Origin of the sequence: Mycobacterium canetti CIPT 140010059 (assembly GCF_000253375.1) — a bacterium.
Taxonomy (GTDB): domain Bacteria; phylum Actinomycetota; class Actinomycetes; order Mycobacteriales; family Mycobacteriaceae; genus Mycobacterium; species Mycobacterium tuberculosis.
In genome coordinates this window covers 1,386,030-1,409,448 of record NC_015848.1, presented here as the reverse complement: position 1 = coordinate 1,409,448, position 23,419 = coordinate 1,386,030, and the positions used below count along the sequence as shown (strand labels likewise).

Here is a 23,419-nt window from a genome sequence, read left to right as displayed (position 1 = left end):
GCTGAGTTCGCTCAGCCGAACGCTCGAGGAGACATCAAACAGCGACGAGGCGTTCGGCTCGGTAAGCCGATGCTCGGCGTACAGGGTTTAGCCATACTTTTAGCTACAATCGCGGTTATGGCTGTTGTCCCACTGGGCGAAGTCCGCAATCGCCTCTCTGAGTACGTCGCCGAAGTTGAGCTGACACACGAGCGCATCACGATAACCCGGCACGGTCATCCGGCGGCGGTATTGATCTCGGCCGATGACCTCGCGTCCATCGAGGAAACGCTGGAGGTGCTACGCACCCCTGGCGCCAGCGAGGCCATTCGTGAAGGCCTCGCCGATGTTGCCGCAGGGCGCTTCGTGAGCAACGACGAGATCCGCAACCGTTACACCGCGCGGTGAGCGACGACCATCCCTACCACGTGGCGATCACCGCGACAGCGGCACGCGACCTGCAACGCTTACCCGAAAAGATCGCCGCCGCATGTGTCGAGTTTGTTTTCGGACCGCTGCTTAACAACCCGCATAGGTTGGGCAAGCCGCTGCGCAATGACCTTGAAGGCCTCCACTCAGCCCGCCGCGGTGATTACCGCGTCGTCTACGCCATCGACGACGGCCACCACCGAGTCGAGATCATCCACATCGCTCGTCGCAGTGCCAGCTACCGAATGAACCCGTGCCGGCCACGTTAAGCCGTACCCCGGGTACCGGCTAACCTGATGGCAGCCGAGACAAGGGAGGGTACGTCATGGAGGGGTTCGCCGGAAAGGTCGCCGTTGTCACCGGCGCGGGATCGGGCATCGGGCAGGCGCTGGCAATCGAGCTGGCCCGCTCGGGCGCCAAGGTGGCCATCAGCGACGTCGACACCGACGGCCTGGCAGACACCGAGCACCGGCTAAAGGCGATCAGCACGCCGGTCAAGACGGACCGACTCGACGTAACCGAACGCGAAGCCTTCCTAGCCTACGCCGATGCGGTCAACGAGCACTTCGGCACTGTGAACCAGATCTACAACAACGCCGGCATCGCCTTTACCGGCGATATCGAGGTCAGCCAGTTCAAGGACATCGAACGGGTGATGGACGTCGATTTTTGGGGTGTGGTCAACGGCACCAAGGCGTTCCTGCCGCATTTGATCGCCTCCGGGGACGGCCACGTCATCAACATCTCCAGCGTGTTCGGGTTGTTTTCGGCGCCGGGTCAGGCGGCCTACAACTCGGCCAAGTTCGCCGTCCGCGGCTTTACCGAGGCGCTGCGCCAGGAAATGGCGTTGGCGGGTCACCCGGTGAAGGTGACGACGGTGCACCCCGGCGGTGTCAAGACCGCGATCGCCCGTAACGCCACCGCCGCCGAGGGACTTGACCAGGCCGAGCTGGCCGAGACGTTCGATAAGCGGGTGGCCCATCTCAGCCCACAGCGGGCCGCGCAGATCATCCTGACGGGGGTGGCCAAGAACAAGGCCCGGGTGTTGGTGGGTGTCGACGCCAAGGTACTGGACCTGGTGGTCCGGCTGACCGGTTCCGGATATCAGCGGATCTTTCCGATCATCACCGGCCGGTTGATACCCCGCCCGCGCTGACGGCTGGTAAGGAAAGCGCGCCCGAAGCTTGTTCGGCCGACGCGGTGTGTCATCGCGTCGACCCGGACGCTCGTGGCGGCTCAACGTCCCAGCGGGTGTTCGGCGAGCCAGCCGGCGGCCACCGCCGCCGGGTCGGCCCCCGCGGCCACCTGGCGGCGCATCTCGATCAGGGCCGTGGTGTCCAGCACGCCGGCGACCTCGTTGACGGCCAGCAGTTGCCGCTCGGTCAGCGCGTTGCGACGATACAGCGGAACGATGTTCTCGGCCCGGATCAGCGCGGGCTTGCCGTCGGTCAGCATGATCAGGTCCGCGGGGATGTCGGGGTCGGCGGTGGTGGTCCAGGCCGCGACCAGCTGTCCGGCCCGCAGCGCGGCGAACATTGTTGCGTCATTCCGAAACTCACGCGGGGCGGGCAGCCGGCACGGTCCCACGGCCGCGGGTGTGTGGGCGCCGGCAACGCGCCCGACCAACAACCCGCGGCAGTGGCTGGGCAGCTCGCTGAGATCGCCGCCGCCCCAGGCCTTGGCGGTGGATTGAGTCACCACCAACGCGGGTTTGTCTTCTGCGGCGGTGGTGTAGTCGCCTGCGGCTATGCCCTCGGGAAGGGCCGAGACGATTGCGCGGTATACCTGGGCATCCGAGCGCACCGACGCATCGGGTTGCAAGGTCTGCAACATCTGACCGGTGAAAGCGGGTACGACGGTGAACGCGCCCGAGTCCAGTTTCGCCACCGGGTCGGCGGCGGTTTCGGCGTGCGCCGCAAAACCGTACGACCGCAGCGCCGCGACGTAGATGGCGGCCAGCAGCATCGCCTCGGAGTCCGGCGTGGATCCGACCACCAACTCCGGGCGGCGCTCGCCGGCGTCGGCCGAGCAGCCAGCCAGGCCGGAAGCGGCAAGCGCGGCGGTGAGCAGCAACGCGAGGAGCCTGATGATTCTCACACCGAAGTGTCTGAGCCGACAGTCACCGCGGCAGATCCAATTGGCACGGGCTTGAGGGTACTGGGCCCGATCCGCACCGTTGGCGCGGGGATCCAGGCAAGCACCCAATGCACCGTCAAGCAACGGGATACGCTTCGTGCTGACCCGATCAATGTCGACGCGAGAGGCCCCACGATGGAGTATCTGATTGCAGCGCAGGACGTGTTGGTGGCCGCGGCCGCTGATTTGGAGGGCATCGGCTCGGCGCTGGCCGCAGCTAACAGGGCGGCCGAGGCCCCGACCACGGGGCTGCTGGCCGCGGGTGCCGACGAGGTATCAGCGGCCATCGCGTCGCTGTTTTCCGGGAACGCCCAGGCCTATCAAGCGCTGAGCGCACAGGCGGCGGCATTTCATCAGCAGTTTGTGCGGGCACTGAGTTCGGCGGCCGGCTCGTATGCGGCGGCCGAGGCCGCCAATGCCTCCCCGATGCAAGCGGTGCTGGATGTGGTCAATGGGCCCACCCAGCTGTTGCTGGGGCGCCCGCTGATCGGCGATGGCGCCAACGGCGGGCCGGGACAAAACGGGGGCGACGGTGGCTTGTTGTACGGCAACGGCGGCAACGGCGGCTCGAGTAGCACCCCAGGCCAGCCCGGCGGTCGCGGCGGCGCGGCCGGGTTGATCGGCAACGGTGGCGCCGGGGGAGCCGGCGGGCCCGGCGCGAACGGCGGTGCCGGCGGCAACGGCGGGTGGCTATACGGCAACGGTGGGCTCGGCGGCAACGGTGGGGCGGCCACCCTGGTCGGGGGCAATGGCGGCAACGGAGGCCACGGCGGCAACGCCGGGCTATGGGGCAACGGGGGGGCGGGTGGAGCCGGAGCGGCAGGAGCGGCCGGCGCCAACGGGCAAAACCCGGTGTCCCATCAGGTCACGCACGCGACCGATGGCGCCGACGGCACTACCGGACCCGATGGCAACGGGACCGACGCCGGCTCAGGCAGCAACGCAGTCAACCCCGGCGTGGGCGGTGGTGCAGGCGGCATAGGCGGGGATGGAACCAACCTTGGGCAGACCGACGTGTCCGGGGGTGCCGGCGGCGACGGCGGCGACGGCGCCAACTTCGCCTCCGGAGGTGCCGGCGGTAACGGTGGCGCCGCTCAAAGCGGCTTTGGTGACGCTGTCGGCGGCAATGGCGGCGCCGGCGGAAACGGCGGAGCCGGCGGCGGCGGGGGGCTGGGCGGAGCGGGTGGCAGCGCCAATGTTGCAAATGCTGGCAACAGCATAGGGGGCAACGGTGGCGCCGGCGGGAACGGCGGTATCGGCGCTCCCGGTGGTGCCGGCGGCGCCGGAGGAAATGCCAATCAAGATAATCCTCCTGGGGGCAACTCCACCGGGGGCAATGGTGGTGCCGGCGGCGACGGCGGCGTCGGTGCCTCGGCTGACGTTGGTGGCGCCGGCGGCTTTGGGGGCAGCGGGGGTCGCGGCGGGCTACTGCTCGGCACGGGCGGCGCCGGCGGCGACGGCGGCGTCGGGGGCGACGGGGGCATCGGCGCTCAAGGCGGCAGCGGCGGCAACGGCGGCAACGGCGGGATCGGCGCCGACGGCATGGCCAACCAGGACGGCGACGGCGGTGACGGCGGCAACGGCGGCGACGGCGGGGCCGGCGGGGCCGGTGGCGTCGGCGGAAACGGCGGGACCGGCGGTGCGGGCGGACTGTTCGGACAGTCGGGCAGCCCCGGCTCCGGCGCGGCCGGGGGCCTCGGCGGCGCGGGCGGCAACGGCGGCGCGGGCGGCGGCGGCGGGACCGGGTTCAACCCCGGCGCCCCCGGCGATCCCGGTACTCAAGGCGCTACCGGCGCCAACGGTCAGCACGGCCTGAACGGCTGACCCGAGGGCAGAGCGGCAGTCATTATTCGCGCAACGGGTCGGTCCACTTCAGATCGGCGAATCGGGCAAAGTCGGTGTCACTGGAATGGATCTCGGCGTCGTATTCGATGCCGTAGGCGGCCAGTTGCACATCGGTGGTTAGGTGGCTGGCTGTGCCGAGCTTGTCGAGCAGGCCCAACGCGATGTCCAGGTGGCGCGGACCCGCCGTGAGTAGGTCCACGTTCGGCTGCGAAAGCCACTCGCGCACATAGGCGATCGCATCCGCGGTTGGCAGTGGCGCGGCGAGCACGCGGGCACTGGTGGCGATCCGTAGGAACCCGAACAACGCCGGATACGTCAGCCCGATACGGGTGTGGCCGTTGACGGTGTCTTGCCACCACGCATGCGCGCGCCGGTGCTGCGGGAATCCGGTGATGACCGCGTAGAGCAGCAGATTGATGTCAGGGATGATCACCGGGCCCGACGCGTGGCATCCAGCAGCGCCTCATCCTCCAGTTCGTCGGCCAACTTGTTGAAGCCGGCCAGATCCAACCCGGAACGCACAGCCGACTCATGCGGCTCCAACCGATACTGCTCCTGCCGTTTCACCGGCGGCGCCAGCGCTCTGCGCAGCGCATCGTTGATGACCTGCTTCATCGGGCGGCGTTCGCGATGCACTGCGTCTTCGACCAGCCGGACGACGTCGTCATCGAGCGTCAAGGTGGTGCGCATACAGGTCATCATGATGCCTGGACAAACACACGTCAAGATGACTCGGGCTCCGCTCAGTGCACGGCTGACCTGCGCTCAGATCAGGCCGAGCTCGGTGACCGCGCTGCGCTCGTCAGCCAACTCGGCGGTCGACTTGTCGATCCGGCCGCGGGAGAACTCGTCGATCTCCAAGCCGCTCACGATCGTCCAGTTGCCGCCCTTGGTGGTGACCGGAAACGAGGAGATCAAGCCCTCCGGCACCCCGTAGGACCCGTCGGAGACGACGGCCATCGAGACCCAATCGTCCGCCGGCGTCCCCAGCAACCAGTCCCGGGCAGCGTCGATGGTTGCCGACGCGGCCGAGGCGGCCGACGACGCGCCGCGCGCATCGATGATCGCCGCACCGCGCTTGGCGACCGTCGGGATGAATTCATCCTCGATCCAGGCCTGGTCGTTGACCACTTCGGCCGCGTTCTTTCCGGCGACCTCCGCGTGGAACAGGTCGGGGTACTGGGTGGCCGAGTGATTGCCCCAGATCGTCATCTTCTTGATGTCGGTGACCGCCGCGCCGGTCTTGGCGGCCAGCTGCGAGATCGCCCGATTGTGGTCCAGCCGGGTGAGCGCCGAGAACCGCTCGCGGGGAATGTCGGGCGCATTGGTCATCGCGATCAGCGCGTTGGTGTTGGCGGGGTTGCCGGTCACCCCGACGCGAACGTCATCCGCGGCGACAGCGTTGAGGGCTTTGCCCTGAGCGGTGAAGATCGCGCCGTTGGCCTCCAGCAGGTCACTTCGCTCCATGCCCGCGCCCCGGGGGCGGGCTCCGACCAGCAGGGCCAGGCTCACACCATCGAAGATCTTCTGGGGATCGGAACCGATCTCCACCCCGGACAACAGCGGGAAAGCGCAGTCGTCGAGTTCCATCACCACACCCTCGAGCGCCTGCAGTGCCGGCTCGATCTCGAGCAGCCGCAGCTCGATCGGACGGTCAGGGCCCAGCAAAGAGCCGCTGGCCAGGCGGAACAACAGGCTGTAGCCGATTTGGCCGGCGGCGCCGGTAACGGCGACCTTGAGAGGACTAGCGCTCACGTCGGTTCTGCTCCTTACGGACTTGGCTTCGGGTTGAAACTAGCGCACCGGCACCGGACGGACATCTGGGGTCCAACCCCCACAGCTACGACTGACGTTTACCAAGTTCCATACCGGGACGCGTAACCTGGAGCACCGCCCGATCAGATCCACCGCGATCGGAGGTTGACGTGTTCCCAGGGTTTGACGCATTGCCCGAAGTGCTGCGACCGGTCGCGCGACCCCAGCCGCCGAACGCACACCCCGTTGCCCAGCCACCGGCCCAAGCCTTGGTCGACTGCGGTGTCTACGTCTGCGGCCAGCGACTGCCCGGCAAGTACACCTACGCCGCCGCGCTGCGCGAGGTGCGCGAGATCGAACTGACCGGGCAGGAGGCGTTCGTCTGGATCGGGCTGCACGAGCCCGATGAAAACCAGATGCAGGACGTAGCAGACGTTTTCGGGTTGCACCCGTTAGCCGTTGAGGACGCCGTGCACGCGCACCAGCGACCCAAGTTGGAGCGCTACGACGAGACGCTGTTCCTCGTCCTCAAGACCGTCAACTACGTCCCGCACGAATCGGTGGTACTGGCCCGCGAGATCGTCGAAACCGGCGAGATCATGATCTTCGTCGGCAAGGATTTCGTGGTCACCGTCCGCCACGGCGAACACGGCGGGTTATCCGAGGTGCGTAAGCGGATGGATGCCGACCCCGAACATTTGCGGTTGGGACCGTATGCGGTGATGCACGCGATCGCCGACTACGTGGTCGACCACTACCTCGAGGTGACCAATCTCATGGAGACCGATATCGACAGCATCGAGGAAGTAGCGTTCGCGCCGGGCCGCAAGCTCGACATCGAACCGATCTATCTGCTCAAGCGGGAAGTGGTCGAGTTGCGCCGGTGCGTGAATCCGCTATCGACCGCATTCCAGCGCATGCAGACCGAGAGCAAAGACCTCATTTCGAAAGAAGTGCGGCGCTACCTGCGCGACGTCGCCGACCACCAGACCGAGGCCGCCGACCAGATCGCCAGCTACGACGACATGCTCAACTCGCTGGTGCAGGCCGCGCTCGCCCGGGTCGGCATGCAGCAAAACATGGACATGCGCAAGATATCCGCGTGGGCAGGTATCATCGCGGTCCCCACCATGATCGCGGGCATCTATGGCATGAACTTTCACTTCATGCCCGAGCTGGACTCCAGGTGGGGTTACCCGACAGTGATCGGCGGGATGGTCCTTATCTGTCTGTTCCTCTACCACGTCTTCCGCAACAGAAACTGGCTCTAGCTTCGCGTCGGCGAACAGACGCAAAAAGCTCCAAATCCTTCGGCGTGGCGGGGGCTTATGTGTCCGCTCGCCGCCATTAGGCGCGGTGCGGAATGGTCAGGTTCGCACCGGAGTCGGCGTCGAAGACGGCAAGTCTGGCGGTATCGAAAGCCAACTCGACCGACTGCCCGATGGCTACCTTGGACTCGGCGGGAACCCTTGCCACGAACTGATTTTCGTGTAACGCCGACTCCCCCTCTACCTCCGCCAACTCGTCCAACTGAACCGAGTGCACAGCCGGGCTCTCGGTAGTGAAATACAGATATTTGTCGGCGCCTAAAGACTCGACCAAGTTGACCTTCACCTGGAAGGTCAGCGCCCTGATGCGTTGATACGCGTCGATCAATGCTGCGTCCTGGATATGCTCCGGCCGCACGCCTACGATGACGTTTTCCGGTTTCGGGTGCGCTGCGATCACCCCCTGGACTTCGGGGGCCAGCGTCACCTCACCGAACGGCAGGGTCAGTCCGATCGCGGTCAGCCTGGCAGGGAAGAAATTCATGGCCGGCGAGCCGATAAAGCCCGCGACAAACAGATTGGCGGGCCGTTCGTAAAGCTCCTCAGGGGTGCCGATCTGCTGTGCGATGCCCCCGTACATCACTACCACGCGATCGCCCAGCGTCATTGCCTCGGTCTGGTCGTGGGTGACGTAGACGGTGGTGGTACCCAGCCTCCGCTGCAGCTGGGCAATCTCGCCGCGCATCTGGACCCGCAACTTCGCGTCCAAGTTCGACAGCGGCTCGTCCATCAGGAATGCTTTGGGATGGCGCACGATTGCCCTGCCCATCGCGACCCGCTGTCGCTGACCACCCGACAATTGTGAGGGCTTGCGATCCAGAAGGTTGGTCAGGTCAAGGATTTTTGCAGTCTCGGAGACCTTCTGCGCGATGTCGGCCTTTCTCATCTTCGCCAGGGTCAGCGGGAACGCGATGTTCTGGCGCACCGTCATATGCGGGTAAAGCGCGTACGACTGGAACACCATCGCGATGTCACGGTCCTTTGGCGCCTTCTCGTTTACCCGCTCACCGGCGATGCGCAGTTCTCCCGACGAGATATCTTCAAGCCCGGCAATCATATTCAGCGTCGTGGTCTTGCCACAACCGGAAGGCCCTACCAGGATCAGAAATTCGCCGTCGGCGATGGTGAGGTTGAGGTCGCGCACCGCTGTGTGACCGTCGGGGTAACTCTTGTTGACGTGTTCCAACACAATCTCGGCCATCGCGCTATCCCTTCACAGCGCCAGAGGTCAACCCGGCGACAATCCGTCGTTGGAAGATTAAAACAAAGACGATGATCGGGATCGTAATCACGATCGCGCCGGCCGCGATCGAGCCGGTCGGCTCCTCGAATTGCGAACTGCCGGTGAAGTTGGCGATGGCCACCGGCGCGGTAATCGCCGCCTTGGTAGCGGTCAGCGACAACGCGAGCAGCAGATCGTTCCAGGCGAAAATGAACACCAGGATTGCAGCGGTCACCAAGCCCGGCGCCGCCAGCGGTACGATCACCTTCCGGAAAGCCTGACCGGGCGTTGCACCGTCCATCTTGGCCGCCTTTTCCAGATCCCAAGGGATCTCCCGGAAGAACGCCGACAGGGTGTAGATCGCGAGCGGCAACGCGAAGGTGATGTACGGCAAGATCAACCCCGGCCAGGTGTCGAACAGGCCGATGGCACGTTCGATGTTGAACAATGGTGTGACCAAAGAGATCGACGGGAACATCGTGATCAGCAAGGCAGCCCCGATTAGCAGCCGCTTGCCCGGAAATTCCAGCCGGGCAACCGCGTAGGCCGCCATCGCGCCGAGCACCACCGCGATCACGGTGGTGATCAGGCCGATTCCGATGGAGTTGATCAGCGCTGAGCTGAACAAGTCGCCCCGGAAGATGCCACGATAGTTGTCGAAAGTCACCGTCGACGGAATCAGCTTGCCGTCCTTGACCGTTGACGTCGGCTTGAGTGACAGGCTGAAAATCCACAGCACCGGGAGCAACGCGTACCCCACGACCAAAGTGTCCAGGACGGCCCAATACGTGGCGCGCCGCGCGCCCACCCGTTCAACGCCCACTTGGCTCACCCCCGGGCGCCGCGGCGCCGAACAACTTGATGAAAATGAACGCAATGACGGCCACGCAGCCAAAGATCAGCACGCTGATCGCCGAACCAAGGCCCACGTTGAACCCCTTGAACAGGTTGTCGTAGCCCAAGATCGACACCGATCCGGTGTTGTTGCTGCCGCCGGTCAGCACATAGATGTTGTCGAAAATCCGGAAAGCGTCCAGGGTCCTGAAGAGCAGAGCAACCACGATCGCCGGCTTGATCATCGGCAAGATGACCTTCGTCAACCGCCGCCAGGCGCTGGCGCCGTCAACCTGCGCTGCTCTTAGCAGATCCTCGGGGACCAGCGCCAACCCGGCCAAAAGCAGCAGCGACATAAACGGCGTCGTCTTCCAGACCTCGGCGATCACCACGATGCCCAACGACGGGATCTGTTGCGTCAGTGGCGCACTGTCATACGGCAGCAGGTTGGCCAGATACCCGGTGCCCGGCGTCCAGGCGTAGTACCAGCTATACGAGGCGACCACCGTGACGATGCCGTACGGAATGAGCACCGCGGTGCGCACCAACCCCTTGCCGATCAGCGTGCGGTGCATTACCAGGGCGAGCGCTAACCCCAAGACGAATTCGATCGTCACCGAAACCGCCGTGATCGCCAGCGTCACCGCCAGCGCCGTCCACCAATACCGGTCGATCAGGATCGTGTGATAGTTGCCCAGCCCGATGAACGCGGTGTCGTTCGGGGTGGCCAGGTTGTTGCGCTGCAGGCTAAGCCACAGCGCGTAACCGATGGGATAGGCCGTCACCGCCACCATCAACATCGCGGCGGGTGCGACCAGCATGAACGCCAGTCGCCGTTCGGCCATGCGGCTCCCGGTACGGGAAAAGACCGCGGTGGCGGTCCGCTGTTCAACGGAGGTCACGGGAGCAGGCCCATGCCGTCGATGGCTTTCTGCGCCTGCGCGGCAAGTTCGTCGGCCGTGGACTCCGGGTCGATCTCGGTGATCGGGCTCAGCACCGCCGCGAGCCGGATGGACAACGCCTGGTACACCGGCGTCGCCGGCCGCACCGCGGCATCGGTGAGTTGCTGCCGAATAATGGCGTGCATCGGATACTTCGCCTGGAATTGCGGATCGGAGTACAGCGACGCCCGCACCGCGGGCAGACCCCCCTCGAGCGAGACGTACCTCTGATTGTGCTGGTCACGCAGACAACGCACCGCTTCGAATGCCTCCGCTCGATGGCGGGTCGTCTTGGCCACCGCCAGGTTCAACCCGCCGATCGTCACCTTGGCTGGCTGGCCGGGCGCTACAGCCGGATAGGGCGCGAAACCGAACACCTGCTGGCTGGCGTCATACGCGATGCGGAACTGCTCGTCGCTGGGCGTGAACGTCCCGATGTCGTTGATGCTGCCGGCCAACTGCGGAATCCGGTTAAGCGGTAAGAAGGGCACACCACCCTTCACCGCGTTCTCGAGCATGGACGCAAACACGAACGGCCAATTGACCTCGAGCGCGGCCTTGCCCTGTTCGAAGGCCAACCGCGCGCTGCCCTCTTCGGTGCGGGTGATCGAGGGGTCGGCGCCGGGCGTGGTAGCCACCGATTTGAGGATCTGTAGCGCGCTGACCGTAGCCGCTCGGTGTGCGGGAGTATCGGTCAAGGTGACGTGCCGGCCGTCCTCGGAGAGCACCGATCCACCAGCGCTCACCAGCAGCGTGTTGAACCACACCACTAAGCCCTCGCCCTGATTGGCCTGTACCGCGATCCAGCTAGGCTCGCCCGCCGCGTGCAGCCGGGCCGCCTCAGCGATCATGGCGTTCCAATCCGTTGGCGGGCTATTTACCAAATCTGGTCGGTACCAAAGCAATTGAGTATTAGTGGTGACGGGTGCCGCGTACAGCTTGTGGTTCCAGCCGGCCGTCGCAAGCGGGCCTGGCAGGGTATCGGCGACGGCGTCGTTCTCGGCCAGCCCCGCTGGGTCGTCCGACAGCGGCAGCGCCCACCCCGCTTCGGCGAACTCCGCCGTCCACACCACATCCAGCGCCATGACGTCCAGGGTGCGGTCGTTACCGGTCAACCGTCGGGCCAGCTGTAACCGTTGCTCATTGGGGGACCTGGGCAAGCTGACCTGCGCAATGGTGAACCGGCCGCCGAACTGTTGGTTGCAGCGTTGGGCAATTGCGGTGAACGTCGCGCCGTCGGTGGCCGGTGTGTAGAAGCTGACCACCAGCCCCTGGCTATCGGCCCCGCACGCCGCCGCCGCGGTCGTCAACGCCACCAGTACGGCAGCGCCCAGCCTCGGTATCCGCCCGCGACTCATGACCACATTTGCCTCTCGTCCGGGCTTCAGATCGCCAGACGCGCCAGCAGATCCCGTGCCTTTTCCGCATTTTGCGGATCACAAAGTACGTCGTAGCGACCGGCAACCAGTTGCATGGTCGAGCTGAAATCCCTTGTGCCGCGAGCCATTGCGTACGGCACTGCAGAGGTGATCAGCCCGAAGAACACCCCGGCCACCAGGCCGGTAACCAGCGCGGACCATGGATTGGGACTGAAGAACCCGAGCACCAACCCGATGAACAGGCCCAGCCAGGCGCCACTCAGCACGCCGCCACCAAGCACTTTGGGCCAGGTCAGCCGGCCTGTGACCCGTTCAACCTGCATGAGGTCCACGCCAACGATGGTCACCTGCTGGACCGGGAACTGCTGTTCGGATAGATAGTCGACCGCACGTTGCGCCTCGGCATAGGTGGGATACGACCCGACTGGCCAACCTTTCGGCGGGGTGGGCAATGCGGGCACACCACGTCGACCCGCACCTGCGGCGGCGGGTGTTGAACCGGGAACCTGTCTGGGCTGGAATGGGCTAGTCATCGGTTCTCATTCTCCTCCGCCCCCCTTTTTCAGCGCCATCGTTTCATGTCCAGTCAGGTCCAGCTACTCCCGGCACACTATCCACTCAACCCGCGAGCGACCGAGGCCCACCGAACGGCGAGCATCGTTGCCGGGATAGGTTGATCACCATGACGGCTCCCAGCGGCTCCTCTGGCGAGAGTGCGCACGACGCCGCGGGTGGACCGCCTCCGGTCGGTGAGCGGCCCCCCGAACAGCCCATTGCTGACGCTCCTTGGGCGCCGCCGGCATCTTCGCCGATGGCCAACCACCCGCCCCCGGCGTATCCGCCGTCCGGTTACCCGCCTGCTTACCAGCCCGGGTATCCGACCGGCTATCCACCGCCGATGCCACCCGGGGGCTATGCGCCGCCCGGATATCCACCCCCCGGCACATCTTCAGCAGGCTACGGCGACATACCATACCCGCCCATGCCTCCGCCATACGGTGGATCTCCGGGCGGCTACTACCCGGAGCCGGGCTACCTAGACGGCTACGGCCCATCGCAGCCCGGCATGAACACCATGGCGCTCGTCTCACTGATCTCGGCGCTCGTCGGTGTGCTTTGCTGCATCGGCTCGATCGTGGGCATCGTGTTCGGCGCGATCGCCATCAACCAGATCAAGCAGACACGCGAAGAAGGCTACGGCCTGGCGGTGGCCGGCATTGTGATTGGCATCGCGACCCTGCTGGTCTACATGATCGCGGGGATCTTCGCTATCCCTTAGCATTAGGCGACATTGGCCCACCCTCGGTTGATCCGGAAGGCAGCTGCCTAGGCTCTCAATCATGGGATCGGTCAACAGGGTGTACCTGGCGCGGCTCTCGCGGATGTCGGTGCTGGGACCGCTCGGCGAATCCTTCGGGCGCGTTCGCGATGTCGTGATCAGCATCAGCATTGTCCGCCAACAACCGCGAGTGCTCGGGCTGGTGGTCGATTTGGCGACCCGCCGCAAGATATTCATACCGATTCTGCGGGTCGCCGCGATCGAGCCGCACGCGGTGACACTGAGCACCGGCAACGTGTCACTGCACCGCTTCGAGCAGCGGCCAGGCGAGGCTCTGGCGCTGGGTCAAGTGCTCGACACCCTGGTGAAGGTCAACGATCCCGCACTACCCGAGCTGGCCGGCGTCGACGTCGTGGTCACCGACCTGGGTGTCGAGCAAACCCGAAGTCGCGACTGGATGGTGACTAGGGTCGCCGTCCGCACCCAACGTCGGCTCCGACGGCGCGGCCCAGTGCACGTCGTGGACTGGCACAACGTGGCGGGGTTGACGCCGTCGGCCTTGGCGATGCCGGGTCAAGACGTGGCACAGCTGCTCGACCAGTTCGAGGGATGGAAAGCGGTCGACGTGGCCGACGCCATCCGCGGGCTGCCGCCGAAGCGCCGCCACGAGGTGTTCAAGGCGCTCCACGACAAGCGCTTGGCCGACGTCCTGCAGGAGCTGCCCGAACTGGATCAGGCCGAGGTGTTGTCGCAACTGGGCACCGAACGCGCGGCCGACGTGCTGGAGGAGATGGATCCCGACGACGCCGCCGATCTGCTCGCGGTCCTGAATCCGACCGAAGCCGAGTTGCTGCTGACACGAATGGATCCCGGCGACTCCGGGCAGGTGCGAAGGCTGCTGACGCACTCCCCCGACACGGCGGGCGGATTGATGACTTCCGATCCGGTGGTGTTGACCCCGGACACCTCGATTGCGGAGGCGTTGGCGCGGGTCCGCGATCCCGATCTCACCCCCGCCCTGGCGTCAATGGTGTTCGTCGCGCGCCCGCCCACGGCCACGCCCACTGGGCACTACCTGGGTTGTGTGCATTTGCAGCGGCTGCTTCGTGACCCGCCGGCCGAGCTGGTCGGCGGAGTTGTGGACACTGACCTGCTCACGCTCACTCCGGAGACCCCGCTGGCCGCGGTGACTCGCTACTTCGCCGCCTACAACCTGGTGTGCGGACCGGTGGTTGACGACGAGAACCACCTGCTGGGAGCGGTGACCGTGGACGACCTGCTCGACCATCTATTGCCGCATGACTGGCGTGTAGATATGCCGGAGCTCGACCCCTCCGGAGCACCGGACAGACCCGGAGGACCACGGTGAGCAAACCCTTCGCGCCGCGCCGTCTGTACACCCCACGCACATCGCGCACGCTCGCCCCGCGGCTGGATCCCGAGGCCGTCGGCAGGACAACCGAATCCATCGCACGGTTTTTCGGAACCGGCCGTTACCTGCTGGTGCAGACGCTGCTCGTACTGACATGGATCGTGCTGAACCTGTTTGCGGTCGGCTTGCGCTGGGATCCGTACCCCTTCATCCTGCTCAATCTGGCCTTCTCCACGCAGGCCTCGTACGCCGCACCGCTGATTCTGCTCGCCCAGAACCGTCAGGAAAAGCGTGACCGCGCGGTGTTCGAAGAGGATCGTCGGCGGGCCGCACAGACCAAGGCCGACACCGAGTACAACGCCCGCGAGCTGGCAGCGCTGCGGCTGGCCATCGGCGAGGTCCCCACGCGCGACTACCTGCGCCACGAACTGGACAGCCTGCGCGCTCTGTTGGCGGAGCTGCAGCCGACGGATCCGGATGTGGCGCAGCCGCGGGTGGCCGACGAGGCGGAGCAGCACGCCAAGAAATCGGGGTGATTACCGAGTCCGCCATTGCGCCACTCCCGTGACAAGAGTTATGTATGGTGATCTAGTTCACGAAACGAAGAAAGAAGCTAAGAAGACATAGGTTTCCGACGGCTCACACACTGAGGACGGTCGAGTGCACATTGGGGGACGCTGGGGTGCACGCCCGGCCGTCGCTGCAGTGCGGCGGGGAGCTTGTCGCCTAACGCGGGCGCCGGCATTCGGCGTGGCAGCGATTGCCCCGTTGGTATTCGCCAGTGCGGTCGGCGGCGCGGCTCCGGTATTCCCCGGGAGAACCGCGCCGGTGCACGCCGTTATCACCCCGGTGGCCGCGGTCGCCGCGTCCGGCATAGACCTGTCCGGTCCGGTCGTCATCGCCATGAAGCGCCCGCCGACCAGCTTCCGCGTGGCGGTAGCTACCATATCGGCTCCACCACCACCGATGATCGTGAATTCGCCTGGTGCGCTTGGCATTCCGGCCATGGCACTGTCCGCCTACCGCAACGCCGAGCTGAAGATGGCCGCTGCCGCCCCTGGCTGTGGCGTCAGTTGGAACTTGCTGGCCGGGATTGGGCGCATCGAGTCGATGCACGCAAACGGCGGCGCCACCGACGCGCGCGGCACCGCGATCCAGCCGATCTACGGCCCAACGCTGGACGGCACCCTGCCAGGCAACGAGATCATCATCCAAAGCAGCGTCGGCAATCGCGTCACGTACGCCCGCGCGATGGGGCCAATGCAGTTCTTGCCCGGCACTTGGGCTCGGTACGCCACCGACGGCGATGACGACGGTGTGGCTGACCCGCAGAACCTGTTCGACTCCACGTTGGCCGCAGCCCGCTACCTGTGTAGCGGTGGGCTCAACCTGCGCGACCCGGCGCAGGTCATGGCCGCGCTCCTGCGCTACAACAACTCGATGCCTTACGCCCAGAACGTACTGGGCTGGGCCGCCGGCTACGCCACCGGTGTGTTCCCGGTTGACTTGCCCCCGATCACCGGTCCGCCACCACCACTCGGCGACGCGCACCTCGAGAATCCGGAGGGTCTCGGGCCCGGCTTGCCGATCAATGTCAACGGCCTGACCGCCGATGGCCCCATGGCGCACCTGCCGCTGATCGACTTGACCCCGCGCCAGGCGGCGCTCAATCCACCGCCGATGTTCCCGTGGATGGCACCTGACCCATCGGCGCCGATGCCCGGCTGCACGCTGATCTGTATTGGCTCACATGGCCCGCCAGTGGGCGCGCCGCCGTTCCCGCCTACCGCTCCCCCACCTCCATTCCTACCTGCCGCTCCCCCACCTCCGGATCCATTGGCCGGCCCGCCTGGCGACGCAGGCCTGGCGCCGCCGGCGCCGGCTCCTGCCGGCTGACCACTCGGCCGTATGCCAAGCCGCCTACACTCGGCGGTGATGTCCGGAACTCGTGATGGCGACCTGAACGCGGCGATACGCACCGCGCTGGGCAAGGTAATCGACCCCGAATTGCGGCGCCCCATCACCGAACTGGGGATGGTCAAAAGCATCGACACCGGCCCGGATGGGAGCGTGCACGTCGAGATCTACCTGACCATCGCCGGCTGCCCGAAGAAGTCCGAAATCACCGAGCGTGTCACCCGGGCGGTCGCCGACGTGCCAGGCACTTCGGCGGTGCGGGTCAGCTTGGACGTGATGAGCGACGAGCAGCGCACCGAGCTGCGTAAGCAGTTGCGTGGCGATACCCGCGAACCCGTCATCCCGTTCGCGCAACCCGATTCCTTGACCCGGGTGTATGCCGTGGCTTCCGGTAAGGGCGGAGTCGGAAAGTCCACCGTCACGGTCAACCTGGCCGCCGCGATGGCCGTCCGCGGCCTGTCGATCGGGGTGCTGGACGCTGATATCCACGGCCACTCTATCCCCCGGATGATGGGCACCACCGACCGGCCTACCCAGGTTGAGTCGATGATCCTGCCGCCGATCGCCCACCAGGTGAAGGTCATCTCGATAGCCCAGTTCACCCAGGGCAACACCCCGGTGGTGTGGCGCGGGCCGATGCTGCACCGGGCGTTGCAGCAGTTTCTGGCCGACGTGTACTGGGGGGATCTGGACGTGCTGCTGCTGGACTTGCCGCCCGGAACCGGCGACGTCGCCATCTCGGTGGCTCAACTGATCCCCAACGCCGAACTCCTGGTGGTCACCACCCCGCAGCTGGCCGCCGCGGAGGTGGCCGAACGGGCCGGCAGCATCGCGCTGCAAACCCGCCAACGCATCGTCGGCGTCGTGGAGAACATGTCGGGGCTCACGCTGCCGGACGGCACCACGATGCAGGTGTTCGGCGAGGGCGGTGGCCGGCTGGTCGCCGAGCGGTTGTCGCGTGCGGTCGGCGCCGACGTGCCGCTGCTGGGTCAGATCCCGCTGGACCCCGCACTGGTGGCCGCCGGCGATTCGGGCGTACCGCTCGTGTTGAGCTCGCCGGACTCGGCGATCGGCAAGGAACTGCATAGCATCGCCGACGGCTTGTCGACTCGACGACGCGGATTGGCGGGCATGTCGCTGGGGTTGGACCCGACACGACGCTAGCGTTGACCGCGTGAGCAGACGCAAAAGAACCCGATTCTGGTCGAAATTGGGTGCCGTTGCGTCTGCTCGGCGTACTAGGCTTTCCGGGGAATGAGTGTTGCCGACGAGACGGCAGGAATGATCGTTCCGATCCGGTGGTTGTGGCGGGTCAGCGCGTATGGCTCACCCCGTTCGAGGTCGGCGATCATGGGAGCGGGATTCTGGCGCAGCTCACCGACGGAGATCGACTTCATAGCGCCGGAGTACAAGGGAATTGTCGACTGTTGTCTACTCTGTTTTTGGTGGGCACGTTGTGATCGTCAGTTACGCATCGTCAGCGACCACGTCAAGAAGAACTCGGTGCCCCCACCCATATCCGAGTTGAACGTTCCCTCGGCACGGTCGCCCGATCGGCGGATCGTGCCCTGTCCGGCGCCGAGGTCGAACGCCCGCTGCGGGAGTTCGGGGTGCGCCCAGGTGATCGCGAGGCTGTCCGAACCGACGTTCCCCTTCAGCACGAGTTCGCCGGCGACAACCTTGCCCGGGCAACTGGTTTCGACGAGGATAAGCGTAGCCTTGCCGGTCAGCTCGTCCTTTCCCGCAAGGCTGACGTTCCCGTCCCATACCGCGTTGCAGATCGAGGCATAGAGCCCGGCGATCCGCACGGTTCCGGTCCAGCGCGACGCCGCATCGCCGTCGGCTGTGCCGGTGGTGGTCGCGCGCACTATGCATCTCGGGTCGAGGGTCGTGGTGGGCGTAGCACCGGGCGGCAAGGTTATTTTCGTCGGGCAATCCGGTTCCTCGGTGCCCGGACGACTGCACGCGGCGGTGGTGATCAGGAGCAGCGTCGCTGCCAGCCAGTGCCACTGTCGACTCATCGCGCCTCCCCGGGGCAGGGTGAGTTGGCACGCATCTTGTTGAGCGCTAGCTCAAACGATAACCACGACCCCCGATCACTGTGTTCGGTTTCCGTTGGACCATGCTCGAAACGTGCCAAGCGCAACCGGACCGCAGAGAAATCACCTCGCGCTCGCCGAGCCGGCCCATCGACCGAGCAGCCAGGCGCCGGTGATGTGGGCGCTGTCCGCGTCGCTGGGCTGGATACTCCCGGTGATCGCGCAGCTGGTGTGGTGGGCGGTGCATCCCCAGCCGCCCTGGCCGCACCTGGCCGCGGCCGCTCTCACCGCGGTGGCGATGGTGGTGCACATCGGGGTGGTCCCGCTCTGGCGTTACCGGGTACACCGTTGGGAGATCAGCCCGCAGGCCGTATTCACCCGCACCGGTTGGCTCGTGCAGGAGCGCCGCATCGCACCGATTTCCCGGGTGCAGACCGTCGACACCTACCGCGGCCCGATGGACCGGCTGTTCGGGCTGGCCAACGTCACCGTAACCACGGCGTCCTCGGCGGGCGCGGTGCACATCGAGGCGTTGGACACCGACGTCGCCGATCGGGTGGTGGCGCAGCTGACCGACATCGCCGCGCTGCGCGGCGAGGACGCGACATGACCGACCGGCCAAACGATTGGCACCGCCTCAGCCCGCGGATGCTGCTGGTGCATCCGGTGCACGAGATGCTGCGCCAGCTCCCGGTACTCATCGGGTCCGTGGTGCTGGGGTCGGCAACCGGCAACCCGGTCTGGCCGCTGGCGGCGCTCGGCGTGACGGTCGTATTCGGCGTGCTGCGTTGGTTTTTCACCACCTACCGCATCGACGACGAAAACGTGTCGCTGCGTACCGGCATACTCAGCCGGCGCGCGGTCTCCGTGCCGCGCAACCGGATTCGCTCGGTGCAGACCGAGGCGCGGCTGTTGCACCGGCTGTTGGGGTTGACGGTGCTGCGGGTGGGCACCGGCCAGGAGGCCCGCGGTGAGGCCACCTTCGAACTGGACGCGGTCGACTCGGCACGGGTGCCCAGGCTGCGCGCGCTGCTGCTGGCCGAGTCGCTGGCACCCGTCGAGCCGACCGGTCGGGTGCTGGCCCGGTGGCAGTCGTCGTGGTTGCGGTATGCGCCGCTGAGCTTTTCGGGCCTGGTGATGATCGGGGCGGTGATCGGGCTTGGCTACCAAACGGGACTGGCCGTGCGACTCCCGGAATCCGGTTTCGCCAGGTCCGCGGTAGACGCCGCGCAACGCGCCGGGGTGGTACTGGTGGTGGCGGTCACTGTGCTGCTGGTGGTGGGTGTATCGGCACTGTTGGCGGTGCTGTTCTCCTGGTTGACCTACGGCAATCTGCTGCTGCGCCGCGGCGGCAGCGGTCAAGAAGGGGTGCTACACCTGCGGCACGGGCTGCTGCGGGTGCGCGAGCACACCTACGACATGCGCCGGCTGCGTGGCGCCACCTTGCGTGAACCACTGCTGGTGCGGTTATTGCGCGGTGCTCGGCTGGACGCAGTGATGACCGGCGTGCATGGCGAGGGCCAGTCGTCGATGCTGCTGCCACCATGTCCGTTCGAGACCGCGACGGCCGTGCTGACCGACCTGATCGACAACGCCGACGCGGCAGCGGGGCCGCTGCGCCGGCACGGCCCGGCCGCCGCCCGGCGCAGGTGGACCCGGGCGCTGTTGGTCCCGACGCTGGCCGGAGTTGCGCTGATCGCAGCGGCGCCGATTCTCGGCGTGCCGGGGTGGGCGTGGACACTGTGGGCGGTGTTGACCGCGGGTTGCGCTGGGCTGGCCGTCGATCGGGTCCGATCACTCGGGCACCGCGTCGCCGACGGCTGGTTGGTTGCGCGCGCCGGCAGCCTACAGCGTCGCCGCGATTGCATCGCCTGCACCGGCATCATCGGCTGGACGGTGCGCCAGACACTGTTCCAGCGGAGGGCGGGGGTGGCGACGCTCGTGGCGGCCACCGCGGCGGGCCGCAAGGGTTATCAGGTGCTCGATGTGCCCGCGGAGCTGGCGTGGTCGGTGGCCGGCGCCGCGTCGCCCTGGGTGGCCGACAGTGTGTGGTTGCGCCACGGATCTTGAGGGATCCTGAGCCAGGATGAACCTCACCGTCGAGATCGACGTCAGCGCGATGCTCACTGGGGTTTTTCCGCGCTGGTGTCGATGTCGACGGTCTAACTGACGGATATCGTGTGGACGTGGCGCATCTGATGGCCGCGGCGGTGCTGTTCGACATCGACGGCGTGCTGGTGCTGTCGTGGCGCGCGATTCCCGGGGCCGCCGAGACCGTGCGGCAACTGACCCATCGGGGAATCGCCTGCGCGTATCTGACCAACACCACGACGCGCACCCGCCGGCAGATCGCCGAGGCGCTGGGTGCCGCGGGGATCCCCGTCGCCGCCGACGACGTGATCACGGCCGGGGTGCTGACGGCCGAGTACCTGCACGGCGCCTATCCCGGCGCGCGGTGCTTCCTGGTGAACAACGGCGACATCACCGAGGACTTGCCCGGCATCGACGTCGTCTTGTCGACCGAGATCGGTCCCGAGGATTGCCCCGAAGCCCCCGACGTCGTCGTGCTCGGCAGTGCCGGCCCCCAGTTCGATCACCGCACGCTCAGCCGGGTCTATGGGTGGATGCTCGACGGCGTTCCGGTGGTGGCGATGCACCGCAATATGACCTGGAACACCACCGACGGGCTGCGCATCGACACCGGGATGTACCTGACCGGAATGGAACAGGCCTGCGGCAAGACCGCCACCGCCATCGGCAAGCCTGCGGCCGAGGGATTCCTGGCGGCCGCCGACCGCGTCGGTGTCGATCCACAGCAGATGGTCATGATCGGCGACGATCTGCACAACGACGTGCTGGCCGCCCAGGCGGTGGGCATGACGGGTGTGCTGGTGCGCACCGGCAAGTTCCGCCAGCAAACGCTGGATCGCTGGCTGGCCGGCGCCAGCGCGACCCGGCCGCACCACGTGATCGACTCGGTGGCCGGCCTGCCGCCGTTGCTCGGGTGTTAGCTCGCCGGGCCCGACCGCCGGCCGTCACCGATCTAGGTGGCATCGCTGTCAAACGGGATGGGCCCCGCACCGATCTGCTCAGTAGCGTCCGGCCCCGCCGAGCCCGCCGCATCCGGTTTCTTCGGCGTCGGTCGGTCGAAGTCTCCGGTGAACAGGGAATCATCGCCATCCAGTAGGTGCTTGGTCAACGCAGCCCGCGGAGTCATTCCCCGTAGCTTCTGCAGCTCACCGAGATGTCCCCGCAGATCATCGAATTCGGGTCCAATGTCCTCACGTAGCTGGCTGGTCACACCGCTGAGATAGTCGCGCGCCTGCCGCAGAGCGCTTGCCGCCCAGCGGATGGCACCCGGGAGCCGCTCCGGGCCAAGCACCACCAGCCCGACCATGACGAGGACGAGCATTTCCCCCCAACCGATGTTGGCGAACACTCTAGGTGCTATCGGGGTCCGGTTTCACCGTCAGCGTCACATGCCGACCCTCGCGGACCACCTCTATCGGAGCGTCCTGGCCGATAGCCAACTGGCGCACGGCGACGACGAACTCGTCGGAGTCGGCGACCGCGCGGTTACCGACCTTGACGATCACATCGTTCTCCAAGATCCCGCCCTTCTGCGCGGGACTTCCCGCCTTTACATTGGCCACCTGCGCGCCCGACGCGATCGCGTTGCTTACTGACCGGGTGCTGATGCCCAACGTCGGATGCACGATCTTTCCGTCTTTGATCAGAGAATTTGCCACCAATTTCATCTCGTTGACCGGGATCGCAAAGCCCAGCCCGCTGGCGCTATCCGACAGTGACTTACCGGCGGTGTTGATGCCAATCACCTGGGCATCCATGTCGATTAGCGGACCGCCGGAGTTACCGTGGTTGATCGAGGCGTCGGTCTGAATTGCGTCAATGACGGTGTCGGTGTCAGAGCCCTCGCCCGACAACGGAACGGGGCGGTGTAGCGCGCTGACAATGCCCTGGGTCACCGTACTGCGCAGCCCCAGGGGCGCGCCGACCGCGAGGACTTCGTCACCGACCCGTACCTTGCTGGAATCACCGAGCCGGGCCACGGTCAGATTGTCGACGTTGTCGACCTTGAGGACGGCCAAGTCGGTCTTGGGGTCACGACCCACCAGATTGGCGGGCACCTCCTTGCCGTCGTTGAACACCACGGTCGTCTTGAACTGGCTGGGATTGTTGGCCGCCTCAGAGATCACGTGATTGTTGGTGACGATGTAGCCGCGGCCATCGACGATGACGCCGGAACCTTGCATGCCCTCCTGGTCGCTGACCGACTCAATGGTCACCACCGAATCGGCCACGGCGGCCGCCACCTTGGTGAACCGGCCGGCCGGTTCCTGGGCATTGCCAGTGGTCGACAGGGTCACCTTCGACGTGGTGAACGCATCGACTACTTCCGCGGTCTTGCGGCCGATGACACCGCCGATGCCGCCGATCACCAGTGCGATAGCGACCAAGATGCCCAGCGCCAAGTAGGACACCTTGCCGCCAAACAGCACGTCGCGCACACCCAGCTTGCCGCTGCCGGCCAGCGCACCGTGCGGTGCCGGCGCGGCTAGCGCTGGCGTCCCCAGCGCGGCCGCGGCCGCGGGGTCGCGCCACGGATCGTCGGGCTCGTCGGGGCCGGCACCGTCTTTCTCAGCTGCCAGCGCTCCGGCATCGATGGGATGGCGCTGCAGCGATTCGGCGCCCGCGAACGGACGACCGAACGCCTCCTGAAGCACCGGGTCAGCAAGCTGATCGTTCGGTGTGAAGTCAGACTGGTCCTGGTACTTCTGCGGGCGCACACGCTCGGCCACAAAGGACCCTTGGACCCCGGACGGACGCCCGAACGCTTGACGCGACGCCGGGTCGACCGGTGGCCGAAAAACCGGGCGCGGCGCCAGGCGGCCTCCGCCGTTCGGGCCGCCGTTGTTGCCTTGGTCGGAGGTCACCTCATCCTC

26 protein-coding genes are annotated in these 23,419 nt (G+C 66.3%); 13 read left to right on the top strand and 13 right to left on the bottom strand.

Annotated features, from left to right (window positions below):
* Positions 1–117: 117 nt before the first annotated feature.
* The 3 genes from MCAN_RS06630 to MCAN_RS06620 are packed head-to-tail and all read left to right on the top strand — an operon-like array spanning position 118 to position 1,564.
* The gene (locus MCAN_RS06630; RefSeq protein ID WP_003406322.1) at positions 118–387 is read left to right on the top strand and encodes a type II toxin-antitoxin system Phd/YefM family antitoxin; all 270 of its coding nucleotides are present in this window, start codon (positions 118–120) and stop codon (positions 385–387) included.
* Positions 384–677, top strand: a complete 294-nt coding sequence (relE, locus tag MCAN_RS06625; protein WP_003898789.1) for a type II toxin-antitoxin system mRNA interferase RelE — start codon at positions 384–386, stop codon at positions 675–677. Before MCAN_RS06630 ends, relE begins: the two co-directional genes overlap by 4 nt.
* Before the next feature lie 56 nt (positions 678–733).
* A complete protein-coding gene (locus MCAN_RS06620) occupies positions 734–1,564 on the top strand; it encodes an SDR family NAD(P)-dependent oxidoreductase (protein WP_003898788.1) in 831 nt (276 codons plus the stop codon).
* 80 nt (positions 1,565–1,644) lie between these two features.
* On the opposite strand, the gene MCAN_RS06615 is transcribed toward MCAN_RS06620, so the two are convergent.
* Positions 1,645–2,505, bottom strand: a complete 861-nt coding sequence (locus MCAN_RS06615; protein ID WP_014000677.1) for a glycine betaine ABC transporter substrate-binding protein — start codon at positions 2,503–2,505, stop codon at positions 1,645–1,647.
* 174 nt (positions 2,506–2,679) lie between these two features.
* Here MCAN_RS06615 and MCAN_RS06610 point away from each other — a divergent pair, with 174 nt between their 5' ends.
* Entirely contained in the window at positions 2,680–4,368 is a 1,689-nt protein-coding gene (locus MCAN_RS06610) for a PE family protein (protein WP_014000676.1), read from the top strand.
* 22 nt (positions 4,369–4,390) lie between these two features.
* Here MCAN_RS06610 and MCAN_RS06605 read toward each other — a convergent pair whose 3' ends face one another.
* From MCAN_RS06605 to MCAN_RS06595, 3 genes are all read right to left on the bottom strand, one after another.
* Positions 4,391–4,822 (bottom strand): type II toxin-antitoxin system VapC family toxin, encoded by a 432-nt coding sequence (locus MCAN_RS06605; RefSeq protein ID WP_003406304.1) that lies wholly within the window; start codon positions 4,820–4,822, stop codon positions 4,391–4,393.
* The gene (gene vapB33, locus MCAN_RS06600) at positions 4,819–5,079 is read right to left on the bottom strand and encodes a type II toxin-antitoxin system antitoxin VapB33 (protein ID WP_003406302.1); all 261 of its coding nucleotides are present in this window, start codon (positions 5,077–5,079) and stop codon (positions 4,819–4,821) included. Before vapB33 ends, MCAN_RS06605 begins: the two co-directional genes overlap by 4 nt.
* A gap of 75 nt (positions 5,080–5,154) precedes the next feature.
* Positions 5,155–6,144, bottom strand: coding sequence for a malate dehydrogenase (locus MCAN_RS06595; protein ID WP_003406301.1), 990 nt, complete (start codon positions 6,142–6,144; stop codon positions 5,155–5,157).
* A 170-nt stretch (positions 6,145–6,314) separates the two neighbouring features.
* Here MCAN_RS06595 and corA point away from each other — a divergent pair, with 170 nt between their 5' ends.
* A complete protein-coding gene (gene corA / locus MCAN_RS06590) occupies positions 6,315–7,415 on the top strand; it encodes a magnesium/cobalt transporter CorA (protein WP_003406300.1) in 1,101 nt (366 codons plus the stop codon).
* Positions 7,416–7,491: 76 nt separating this feature from the next.
* Here corA and sugC read toward each other — a convergent pair whose 3' ends face one another.
* The 5 genes from sugC to MCAN_RS06565 are packed head-to-tail and all read right to left on the bottom strand — an operon-like array spanning position 7,492 to position 12,381.
* The gene (gene sugC / locus MCAN_RS06585) at positions 7,492–8,673 is read right to left on the bottom strand and encodes a trehalose ABC transporter ATP-binding protein SugC (protein ID WP_014000675.1); all 1,182 of its coding nucleotides are present in this window, start codon (positions 8,671–8,673) and stop codon (positions 7,492–7,494) included.
* A gap of 4 nt (positions 8,674–8,677) precedes the next feature.
* Positions 8,678–9,502 carry a trehalose ABC transporter permease SugB gene (gene sugB, locus MCAN_RS06580; protein ID WP_003900298.1) on the bottom strand — a complete coding sequence of 275 codons (825 nt, stop codon included), beginning with the start codon at positions 9,500–9,502 and terminating at the stop codon, positions 8,678–8,680.
* A gap of 4 nt (positions 9,503–9,506) precedes the next feature.
* Positions 9,507–10,430 carry a trehalose ABC transporter permease SugA gene (gene sugA / locus MCAN_RS06575; RefSeq protein ID WP_003406295.1) on the bottom strand — a complete coding sequence of 308 codons (924 nt, stop codon included), beginning with the start codon at positions 10,428–10,430 and terminating at the stop codon, positions 9,507–9,509.
* On the bottom strand, positions 10,427–11,833 hold the full coding sequence (gene lpqY / locus MCAN_RS06570) for a trehalose ABC transporter substrate-binding protein LpqY (RefSeq protein WP_003898783.1): 1,407 nt from the start codon (positions 11,831–11,833) through the stop codon (positions 10,427–10,429). The genes sugA and lpqY overlap by 4 nt, the downstream gene beginning before the upstream one ends.
* 20 nt (positions 11,834–11,853) lie before the next feature.
* Positions 11,854–12,381 carry a general stress protein gene (locus MCAN_RS06565; RefSeq protein ID WP_003406290.1) on the bottom strand — a complete coding sequence of 176 codons (528 nt, stop codon included), beginning with the start codon at positions 12,379–12,381 and terminating at the stop codon, positions 11,854–11,856.
* 149 nt (positions 12,382–12,530) lie between these two features.
* On the opposite strand from MCAN_RS06565, the gene MCAN_RS06560 reads away from it, so the two are divergent.
* From MCAN_RS06560 to MCAN_RS06540, 5 genes are all read left to right on the top strand, one after another.
* Positions 12,531–13,127 carry a DUF4190 domain-containing protein gene (locus tag MCAN_RS06560; protein WP_003406288.1) on the top strand — a complete coding sequence of 199 codons (597 nt, stop codon included), beginning with the start codon at positions 12,531–12,533 and terminating at the stop codon, positions 13,125–13,127.
* Positions 13,128–13,188: 61 nt separating this feature from the next.
* Positions 13,189–14,496: a magnesium transporter gene (locus tag MCAN_RS06555; protein WP_003406286.1), complete on the top strand. Its 1,308-nt coding sequence runs from the start codon at positions 13,189–13,191 to the stop codon at positions 14,494–14,496.
* On the top strand, positions 14,493–15,035 hold the full coding sequence (locus MCAN_RS06550; protein WP_003406283.1) for a DUF1003 domain-containing protein: 543 nt from the start codon (positions 14,493–14,495) through the stop codon (positions 15,033–15,035). Before MCAN_RS06555 ends, MCAN_RS06550 begins: the two co-directional genes overlap by 4 nt.
* Positions 15,036–15,159: 124 nt before the next feature.
* On the top strand, positions 15,160–16,395 hold the full coding sequence (locus MCAN_RS06545; RefSeq protein WP_003406276.1) for a lytic transglycosylase domain-containing protein: 1,236 nt from the start codon (positions 15,160–15,162) through the stop codon (positions 16,393–16,395).
* Positions 16,396–16,407: 12 nt separating this feature from the next.
* Entirely contained in the window at positions 16,408–17,580 is a 1,173-nt protein-coding gene (locus MCAN_RS06540; RefSeq protein ID WP_003406273.1) for an Mrp/NBP35 family ATP-binding protein, read from the top strand.
* A gap of 74 nt (positions 17,581–17,654) precedes the next feature.
* Here the strand turns inward: MCAN_RS06540 and MCAN_RS21230 are convergent, their stop codons facing one another.
* A complete protein-coding gene (locus MCAN_RS21230) occupies positions 17,655–17,828 on the bottom strand; it encodes a type II toxin-antitoxin system Phd/YefM family antitoxin (protein WP_003908664.1) in 174 nt (57 codons plus the stop codon).
* 51 nt (positions 17,829–17,879) lie between these two features.
* On the bottom strand, positions 17,880–18,437 hold the full coding sequence (locus MCAN_RS06535) for a hypothetical protein (RefSeq protein WP_014000674.1): 558 nt from the start codon (positions 18,435–18,437) through the stop codon (positions 17,880–17,882).
* 94 nt (positions 18,438–18,531) lie between these two features.
* On the opposite strand from MCAN_RS06535, the gene MCAN_RS06530 reads away from it, so the two are divergent.
* From MCAN_RS06530 to MCAN_RS06520, 3 genes are all read left to right on the top strand, one after another.
* Positions 18,532–19,065, top strand: a complete 534-nt coding sequence (locus tag MCAN_RS06530) for a PH domain-containing protein (RefSeq protein WP_014000673.1) — start codon at positions 18,532–18,534, stop codon at positions 19,063–19,065.
* Positions 19,062–20,525 (top strand): PH domain-containing protein, encoded by a 1,464-nt coding sequence (locus MCAN_RS06525; protein ID WP_014000672.1) that lies wholly within the window; start codon positions 19,062–19,064, stop codon positions 20,523–20,525. Before MCAN_RS06530 ends, MCAN_RS06525 begins: the two co-directional genes overlap by 4 nt.
* Before the next feature lie 110 nt (positions 20,526–20,635).
* Positions 20,636–21,466, top strand: coding sequence for an HAD-IIA family hydrolase (locus tag MCAN_RS06520; protein WP_003406261.1), 831 nt, complete (start codon positions 20,636–20,638; stop codon positions 21,464–21,466).
* A gap of 32 nt (positions 21,467–21,498) precedes the next feature.
* Here the strand turns inward: MCAN_RS06520 and tatB are convergent, their stop codons facing one another.
* Both tatB and htrA read right to left on the bottom strand, forming a co-directional pair.
* Positions 21,499–21,894, bottom strand: coding sequence for a Sec-independent protein translocase protein TatB (tatB, locus tag MCAN_RS06515; RefSeq protein ID WP_003406260.1), 396 nt, complete (start codon positions 21,892–21,894; stop codon positions 21,499–21,501).
* 1 nt (position 21,895) lies between these two features.
* Entirely contained in the window at positions 21,896–23,410 is a 1,515-nt protein-coding gene (gene htrA / locus MCAN_RS06510; RefSeq protein WP_003911452.1) for a serine protease HtrA, read from the bottom strand.
* Positions 23,411–23,419: the final 9 nt, after the last annotated feature.